The following is a 7,903-nucleotide window of genomic DNA, read 5'->3' as shown; positions in this document are numbered from 1 at the left end:
CTGGCCGCGTTCGGCAAGCTGCGAACCCGCTTCGAGCGCCGCATCGACATTCATGTCGCGCTGCTTTCCCTGGCTTGTTGTGTCATCTGTGCTCGCAACCTCCCTTTGTTTTGTTAGCCGCTCTTATTCAGCGTTGCCTAAGGCATACCCCCGGGCTGCGCGCTTCGCGTCTTCGCCTACCCCTTGCCGGGGGCTGAGCCCGTACACGAAAGGTCCGGTGGACCTTTCGTGACTGGCGAGGGGCCGGGCCATTGGCCCGGCGCGGTCTGCAAGACCTCGCCTGCGGCCCTGCAAGCCGGTTCCGCGGATGTTCGCGTATGGACTGCTCTGCGGCTTTCGGAGACTTGGTTGTCGTCACGCTCTTCTATCGCCGCGATAGCGACCGTTGTCCGCTCTGGCGCGTAGGCCGACGCCTACGCGCCTAGAATCCTGGCATGCTCCAGCAACGCACTCTCAAGACGCTCACCCGCGCGGTCGGCGTGGGCCTGCACAGTGGCCAGCGGGTGGAGCTGACGCTGCGGCCGGCGCAGCCCGATACCGGCATCGTGTTCCGCCGCATCGACCTGCCGGAGCCGGTGGACATTCCCATCAGCGCCACGGCCGTCACCGACACGCGGCTGGCCTCCACCATTTCCACCGGCAGTGCCAAGGTGCACACGGTCGAGCACCTGATGTCGGCATGCGCCGGGCTTGGCATCGACAACCTGTACGTGGACATCACGGCCGAAGAGGTGCCGATCCTCGACGGCTCCTCGTCGTCCTTCGTGTTCCTGCTGCAGAGCGCCGGCATCGAGACCCAGCGTGCGCCCAAGCGCTTCATCCGGGTGCGCCAGCCGGTGGAGGTGCGCTCGGGCGAGGGCGCCGCGACCAAGTGGGCGCGGCTCGATCCCTACCATGGCTACAAGCTCAGCTTCGAGATCGACTTCGACCATCCCGCGGTCGATTCCACGGGCCAGCGCGTGGAATTCGACATGGGCGCCGGCAATTACAGCCGCGACATCGCGCGGGCCCGCACCTTCGGCTTCACCAAGGACGTGGAGATGATGCGCTCCAGCGGCCTGGCGCTCGGCGGCGGGCTGGACAACGCCATCGTGATGGACGACTACAAGGTGCTCAACAGCGACGGCCTGCGCTACGACGACGAGTTCGTGAAGCACAAGATCCTCGACGCCATCGGCGACCTGTACTGCGTCGGCAAGCCGCTGCTGGCCGCCTACAGCGCCTTCCGCTCGGGCCACGCCATGAACAACCAGCTGCTGCGCGCCCTGCTGGCCGACGAGGCCAACTACGAGATCGTCACCTTCGAGGACGAGCGCCAGGCGCCGCGCGGCTTCGCGCAGATCGCGCGGGCCTGGTAGCCCCTCGTCCGCCGCCACGCCCGCGATGCTGCTGTTCCGCTGGGTCTTCTTCCTGCTGCTGCTCGCTGCGGCCGTGTCCTTCGGCTTCTTCGTCGGCACGGGCCAGCCGCGCTTCAAGCGATGGGGCTTGGTGATCCTGAAATGGACCATCGTGGCCGCGCTGGCCTTCTTTGGTGTACTTGCGCTGGATCGGCTGGCCTGAGCCTGCCTGCCGGCCAGGAAAAAGGCGCCCTGCAAGGGCGCCTTCCACGTGGACAAAGGCCGAGGATCAGAACCGGTGCCGCAGGCCGATGGTGTAGCCGTTGCGGCTGCGTGCGCCGTTGGCAGTGCCGTCGGCACCGTTGAGGCTCGTCTGGCCCTTGAGGCGGGTCATGTCGAGTTCCACGTAGGCGTCGGTGCGCTTGGAGAAGGCGTAGTCGGCGGCCATGGTGAAGAAGTTGGCCTTGCCGTCTGCGCTGGCGGCGTTGCCGGACTGCTTGGCGTGGAAGTAGTGCGCGCCGATGTTGAGCTGCGGCGTGAACTGGTAGCCCACGCCGAGCTTCACGATCTCGCGCTTGTTGGCCGCCAGGAAGGCCGGGCCGCCGAAGCCGCCGTTGGCGCCACCACCCCAGAAGTTCGACAGCACGGCCCGGTCGGTCGGGGTCAGGCCGTCGTCGACCTTGTTCTGGCCATAGCCGGTGTTGAAGTACCAGGGGCCGGTGCGGAAGGAGCCGCCCACGGTCCAGGCGTCGATCTTCTTGCCCGAGGCGAACTCGTAGTTCTGGTAGCCGACGCCAGCGGCCAGCCCGCCGCTGGCCCAGCGCAGATAGCCGCCCGCGGTCTTGCCGCCGGTCGGGCTCTTCTCGCCGGCGGAGACCTGCACCGCGCCGCGGATGGAGCCGAACTCGGCCATGTACTTGACCATGTTGTCGGCGCGCGCGCCCAGCGCAAAGCCGATCTCGGGCTTATAGGCTTCGAAGTAGGGCGAGTAGGGGTAGGACGCGTAGGTGCTGGTGACCAGGTCGAACAGCACGTTGTACTGGCGGCCCATCGTGACGCGGCCGAAGCTGCTGCTCTGCAGGCCGACCCAGGACTGCTGGAAGTACGGCGTCAAGGGCGTGCCGTTGTCGGTGGTGAAGCGGTTTTCCAGGTTGGCGATGGCCTTCAGGCCGCCGCCCATGTCTTCCGTCACGTTGATGCCCCAGCGGCTCTGCGACATGCCGCCGCCGATGAGCCGGGTGACGTTGCCGCTGCCCCCGGTGGCCGTGGTGCCTTCATTGTTGGTGTGTCGTATGGCGGCGTCCACGATGCCGTAAAGCTGCACGCTGGACTGGGCCGAGGCGTTGGCAGTCAAGGTGGCTACAAACATCCCTAGGGCGAGGGCCGATCTGCTTTGCATGGCGATTCTTCTCCGTATCGTTTCTGGAGAAGTCAATGTAGGGGAAGTAAAGATTTCGTCACATGGGTTGCACATGCTCGATTTCCCCAGTTGCTGTCGCCTGTGCGACCGGGCGCGTCATCCTCTATTTCGCCCCCGCGAAAACCTGCAGCGCGGTGTGGTGCGAGGCGCCCTGAGTGCCGCGTAGCATGTACGCCGAGCGAAGGGCCACGCCGCAATGCGCCGCGCTTGGCGCATCCATCCGCACGCGGGGGCCAGCGCGGGGGTGAAATGAAAGGATGACACGCCCTAGTAGCTGCGGCCGTCCTTGTACATGGCGTGCTGGCGCCGCTGCAGCGGCGACGCCGCCTGCAGGCGGGCCATGGCCTGGCCGGCGTGGGCATGGGTGATGGCCAGGCCCAGGGCGTCGGCCGCATCGGTGCCGGGCAGGCCGGGCAGGCGCAGCAGGCGGCGCACCATTTCCTGCACCTGGCTCTTGGCGGCGCGGCCGTGGCCGACCACGGCCTTCTTCATCTGCAGCGCGGTGTACTCGGACACCGGCAGGTCGCGCGATACCAGTGCGGCGATGCAGGCGCCGCGCGCCTGGCCCAGCAGCAGGGTGGATTGCGGGTTGACGTTGACGAAGACGATCTCGACCGTGGCCGCGTCGGGCGCGTAGCGCTCGGCCACCTCGCGCACGCCGTCGAGCAGCACCTTGATGCGGCCCGGCAGGTCGCCCAGCGGCAGGTGCGTGGTGCGGATGGTGCCGCTGGCCACGTAGCGCAGCGCGTGGCCGTCCACGTCCACCACGCCGAAGCCGGTGGTCTGCAGGCCGGGGTCGATGCCAAGAATGCGCATGCTATCTATTGTGTAGCTAATAGCCCAGGATTTACCTGGGCTTCGGGCTCTTTTTGCTCAAAATCGACATGCCGGCGCACGGCATGGAAGAAGATCGGCGCGGCAAGGCACGGCGCCTCGATGCGGTCCGGCAGGCCGCCGGCGCCGGTGGAAGACATGCCGCGCGCTCGCACCGGTGCGCATCGGCCGATGATACGGGGCGGGCCTGAGCGCAGAGCCGTCCGACAGCGTCCTATGCCAGCGACAGCATCGCAACGCTCATCGCACCCGCGCCATGCGGCCTGGGGCTTTCGGTGACGGGAGAAGTGCGGTTTTCAGACTGAAAGATCGCCACTGCCTGCGCCAGGCGTTCGGCCTGTTCGGTCAGGCTGGCACCGGCGGCGGCCGACTGTTCCACCAGGGCTGCGTTCTGCTGGGTCATCTGGTCGAGACCCGCCACGGCGGTGTGCACCTGCCTGAGGCCCTCGGACTGTTCGCCCGCCACCGACGAGATGTCGGCAATGATGTGCTTGACCCGCTGCACCGAGGCCATGATGTCGTCCATGGTGCGACCCGCTTCGTGCACCTGCTGGGTGCCCGCCTTCACTTTTTCAGCGGACTGGCTGATCAGGGACTTGATCTCCCGAGCCGCCGCGGCGCTGCGTTGGGCCAGGTTGCGCACCTCGCTGGCCACCACTGCAAAGCCACGCCCCTGCTCCCCGGCCCGGGCGGCCTCGACCGCCGCGTTGAGCGCCAGCAGGTTGGTCTGGAAGGCAATGCCGTCGATCACGCCGGTGATGTCGGAAATCCTGCTGGAGCTGGCCTGGATCGCCGCCATGGTATTGACCACTTCGCGAACCGCCAAGCCGCCGCGCTCGGCGACCCGGGCGGCCGAGCCTGACAGATCGTTGGCCTGGTGGGCCGACTCGGCCGAGTGCTGGACCTTGACCGTCAAGTCGCCCAGGCTGGCGGCGGCCTGCGCCAGGTGGCTGACGGTCTGCTCGGTGCGTCGACTGAGATCCCGGTTGCCGGTGGACATCTCGCGGCTGGCCGCCTCGATGCTGTTGATGGCGTCATGCACCTGTGACGCAGCACGGTGCACGCGCAGCAGGGCCTGCTGAAGTGCCAGCGCCGGCGCCGACTGCAGCACGGTGCCCGAGACGTCAAGCTGAATGCGTTCGCCGTCACGGACCTGGGCCACCAGGCGGGCCAGTTCGGCGCCCTCGATGCCGGCCCGCTTCATGGTCAGGGCTAACACCACTTCCAGTACGGTCTGGATCACCACGTAGACCGCATGCAAGATGACGCGGCCGAAGTCGGGTTGAGTGATGCAGTACACACCGAAGCCGGCAGCCTGCAGGCGATCGAACAGCACATGGTGCACGGCAAACAAGGCCGCGGTCAGGACGATGGGCCGCCAGTCGCGGTACACCAGCAGCAGGGCCAGGGAGACGAAGACGCCGAAGTGGTATTCGACCTGACCGTGTGAAAGTTGAATGTGCAGCATGACCAGGCCCGCCAGGCAGGTGGACAGCACCATGCGCGACAACAAGGTCCCGGGCGCAACGAGATGCACCAGGCAGGCCAGGAGGAACAAGGGGATTGCGAACCAGGCGGCCAGCGACAGCGTGCCTTGAAGCTGCCCCAGCGCCAGGGCCGCCAGCACGGCCAAGGCCATGGCCCCCAGGATCAGGCGGTCGGCCCAGGGTGGAGATGACGCGCCGGAGGCGTCGCCGCGCGGGGAATCAACGGAAATCCTGGAGACGAAACTCATGTAGCCAACCTTCTGATGATCAACACGGAAAACGATGTTTTCACATTGTTACCGACTGGCGACGTGAGGTAGGTGCCGTTCGACGAACGGCTTCAACTCGCCCTGCGCCACAGGCCAGCCTGCCGACGCATCCAGTCCAGGCCCTCGGAGGTGCCGCCCGGGGTGGCCCCGCGCGCCGGCCGGTACTCACAACCGACCCAGCCCTCGAAGCCCAGCCCGTCGATCAGGCCGAACAGGTAGTCGTGGTTGATTTCACCCAGGTCGGGCTCGTGGCGCTGCGGCACGCCGGCGATCTGCAGATGGCCGACGCGGCCGGTGGGCAGGTACTGCTGCAGCTTCGTGGCCAGGTCGCCCTCGACGATCTGGCAATGGTAGAGGTCCATCTGCACCTTGAGATTGGGCGCGCCGACCTCGTCCAGTACCGCATGGGCATCGTCCTGCCGGTTCAGGAAGAAGCCCGGGATGTCGCGGGTGTTGATCGGCTCGATCAGCACCTCGCGCCCCGCCGCCGCGGCCTGGGCGGCGGCCCAGCGCAGGTTGGCGACGTAGGTGGCGCGCAGCGCCTGGCGCTCCACACCGGCAGGCGCCAGGCCGGCCATGACGTGGATGCGCGGGCAGTCCAGCGCGTCGGCGTAGGCCAGCGCATGGGCGAAGCCGCCGCGGAACTCGGCCTCGCGGCCCTGCAGGCAGGCGATGCCCCGTTCCGCGCGGCTCCAGGCCGTGGCGACGGCCTCGGCGTCGGCGCCGCTGGGCGGCGCGTTGAACAGCACCTGCCGCAAGCCATGGGCGTGCAGGCGCGCGCTGATCTCGCGGGCGGGGTACGGGTAGGGAGCCAGGTACTCCACGGCCTGAAAGCCGTCGCGCGCGGCGGCCTCGAAGCGGTCGAGGAAGTCGAGTTCCTGGTAGAGGAAGGACAGGTTGGCGGCAAAGCGGGGCATGAAGTTCTCGCGAAGGTTTACCAGCGGGCGCCGAAGCTCCGGCGCAGTTCGTGCAGTCGGGCGTCGTCGAGCGGGGCGGCGCGCTGGCCGTTCAGCAGCCAGAGGTGGGCGGTTTCCTCCAGTTCCTCCAGCACCGCCATGGCCGCGGCCGGCGTCTCGTGCCAGACGTTCGGACCCAGCCGGGCGAGCATGGCGGCGCGGATCGGCGTGCCGCGTTCGCCGTAGCGGGTGATGGCCTCGGCGACGAGTTGCGCCGCCTCCGGCGCGCCGGGGCGGTGGTAGGGAATGAGCGGCACGCGGCCGACCTTCATCACGAAGTAGGGCGTGAGCGCGGGCAGCAGTTCTGCGCCGCCGTGCTGCAGCGTCAGCGCCACGCAGTGCGTGCTGTGGGTGTGGATCACGCAGCGCGTCTGCGGGTCGAAGCGCGCGGCGGCCTGGTAGATGCGGCGGTGCAGGGCCAGCGTCTTGCTGGCGCGCTCGCCGCTGGTCTGCCGGCCGTGCGCGTCCACGCGCGCCAGGCGCGCCGGATCGAGCTGGCCCAGGCAGGCGTCGGTGGGGGTGATCAGGAAGCCGTCGTCCAGCCGCACACTGATGTTGCCGGCCGTCGCATGCACGTAACCGCGGTCGAACAGGCTGCGGCCGATGCGGCAGATGTCCTCGCGGATCTGGTGTTCGGTCATGGCAGCAGGGCGAAGGCCTTGGTGAAGAAATCCTCGGTGCCGAAATTGCCCGACTTCAGCGCGATGTGCAGGCCTTCTGCACCGGCCGCGTCGCTGCGCGCGTGGCACCACGGCACGCCGGGGTCGATCTGCGCGCCGATCTGCATGTGCCCGATGTGCAGCGCCTGCACGCAGGCGCCGGAGGTTTCGCCGCCGGCAACGATCAATTGCCGCACGCCGCGCTCGACCAAGCCGCGCGCCACGGCGGCCATGGCGTGCTCGACCAGGGCGCCGGCCTGCGCCACCCCGAGCCGGCCCTGGATCGACTGCACGGCCGCCGGTTCGGCGGTGGAGTAGACCAGCACCGGACCCTGCGCCAGCAGCGGCTCGGCCCAGGCCAGCGCCTGCGCCGCCACGTCCACCCCCGCGGCGACCTGCAGCGGGTCGATCGCCAGCGCCGGCCGGCCGGACCCGATGAAATGCAGCACCTGCCGGTGGGTGGCGACGGAGCAACTGCCCGACACCACCGCCTGCAGTCCGCCGGCCGCCGGCAGAGCGGCCGCCTGTGCCGACGGCGCGATGCCGAAGTTGGCCGGCAGGCCTATCGCCACGCCGGACCCCGCGGTGAGCAGCGGCAGCTCGGCCAGCGCCGGGCCCATGCGCAGCAGGTCGTCGTTGCACACGGCATCGACGATGGCGATGCCGACGCCCTCGGCCTGCAGGGCGGCGATGCGCTCGCGCAGCGCGGATGCGCCGCGCGCCACCACCGTGTGGTCGATCAGGCCCACCCTGCGCTTGCACTGCGCCTGCAGCACCCGCACCAGGTTGGGGTCGGTCATCGGGGTCAGCGGATGGTGCTGCATGCCGCTCTCGTTGAGCAGCACGTCGCCGGCGAACAGGTAGCCCTTGAACACGGTGCGCCCGTTGTCGGGAAAGGCCGGCGTGGCGATGGTGAAGCCGCAGCGCAGCGCGTCCATCAG

Annotated in this window: 9 protein-coding genes and 1 pseudogene; 3 read left to right on the top strand and 7 right to left on the bottom strand. The window is 68.6% G+C overall.

The annotated features are described in order from the left end of the window. The 3 genes and pseudogenes from JHD63_RS20785 to JHD63_RS20775 all read left to right on the top strand — a co-directional run. Nucleotides 1–117: pseudogene (locus tag JHD63_RS20785) on the top strand (IS5/IS1182 family transposase); the annotation flags it as partial. Between the two features lie 317 nt (nucleotides 118–434). Further along, nucleotides 435–1,358 (top strand): UDP-3-O-acyl-N-acetylglucosamine deacetylase, encoded by a 924-nt coding sequence (gene lpxC / locus JHD63_RS20780; RefSeq protein ID WP_198972708.1) that lies wholly within the window; start codon nucleotides 435–437, stop codon nucleotides 1,356–1,358. A gap of 25 nt (nucleotides 1,359–1,383) precedes the next feature. Beyond that, nucleotides 1,384–1,560: a hypothetical protein gene (locus JHD63_RS20775; RefSeq protein WP_198972707.1), complete on the top strand. Its 177-nt coding sequence runs from the start codon at nucleotides 1,384–1,386 to the stop codon at nucleotides 1,558–1,560. A gap of 66 nt (nucleotides 1,561–1,626) precedes the next feature. Here the strand turns inward: JHD63_RS20775 and JHD63_RS20770 are convergent, their stop codons facing one another. The 7 genes from JHD63_RS20770 to otnK all read right to left on the bottom strand — a co-directional run. Beyond that, on the bottom strand, nucleotides 1,627–2,706 hold the full coding sequence (locus JHD63_RS20770; protein WP_233168500.1) for a porin: 1,080 nt from the start codon (nucleotides 2,704–2,706) through the stop codon (nucleotides 1,627–1,629). A 318-nt stretch (nucleotides 2,707–3,024) separates the two neighbouring features. Next, nucleotides 3,025–3,573 carry a crossover junction endodeoxyribonuclease RuvC gene (gene ruvC / locus JHD63_RS20765; RefSeq protein ID WP_198972705.1) on the bottom strand — a complete coding sequence of 183 codons (549 nt, stop codon included), beginning with the start codon at nucleotides 3,571–3,573 and terminating at the stop codon, nucleotides 3,025–3,027. Nucleotides 3,574–3,578: 5 nt separating this feature from the next. Further along, entirely contained in the window at nucleotides 3,579–3,731 is a 153-nt protein-coding gene (locus JHD63_RS20760) for a hypothetical protein (RefSeq protein WP_198972709.1), read from the bottom strand. Between the two features lie 74 nt (nucleotides 3,732–3,805). Beyond that, entirely contained in the window at nucleotides 3,806–5,326 is a 1,521-nt protein-coding gene (locus JHD63_RS20755; protein WP_198972704.1) for a methyl-accepting chemotaxis protein, read from the bottom strand. Between the two features lie 92 nt (nucleotides 5,327–5,418). Further along, the gene (gene otnI, locus JHD63_RS20750) at nucleotides 5,419–6,264 is read right to left on the bottom strand and encodes a 2-oxo-tetronate isomerase (RefSeq protein ID WP_198972703.1); all 846 of its coding nucleotides are present in this window, start codon (nucleotides 6,262–6,264) and stop codon (nucleotides 5,419–5,421) included. Nucleotides 6,265–6,281: 17 nt separating this feature from the next. After that, on the bottom strand, nucleotides 6,282–6,944 hold the full coding sequence (locus tag JHD63_RS20745) for a class II aldolase/adducin family protein (protein WP_198972702.1): 663 nt from the start codon (nucleotides 6,942–6,944) through the stop codon (nucleotides 6,282–6,284). After that, nucleotides 6,941–7,903, bottom strand: a 963-nt coding sequence (gene otnK, locus JHD63_RS20740; protein ID WP_198972701.1) for a 3-oxo-tetronate kinase, incomplete at its 5' end; no start/stop codon positions are given. The genes otnK and JHD63_RS20745, both read right to left, overlap by 4 nt.

It is taken from the genome of Xylophilus sp. ASV27 (assembly GCF_016428875.1).
In the GTDB taxonomy this organism is placed as follows: Bacteria; Pseudomonadota; Gammaproteobacteria; order Burkholderiales; family Burkholderiaceae_C; genus Xylophilus.
The sequence above is the reverse complement of the archived record's forward strand: the minus strand, read 5'-3'. Positions and strand labels throughout refer to the sequence as shown.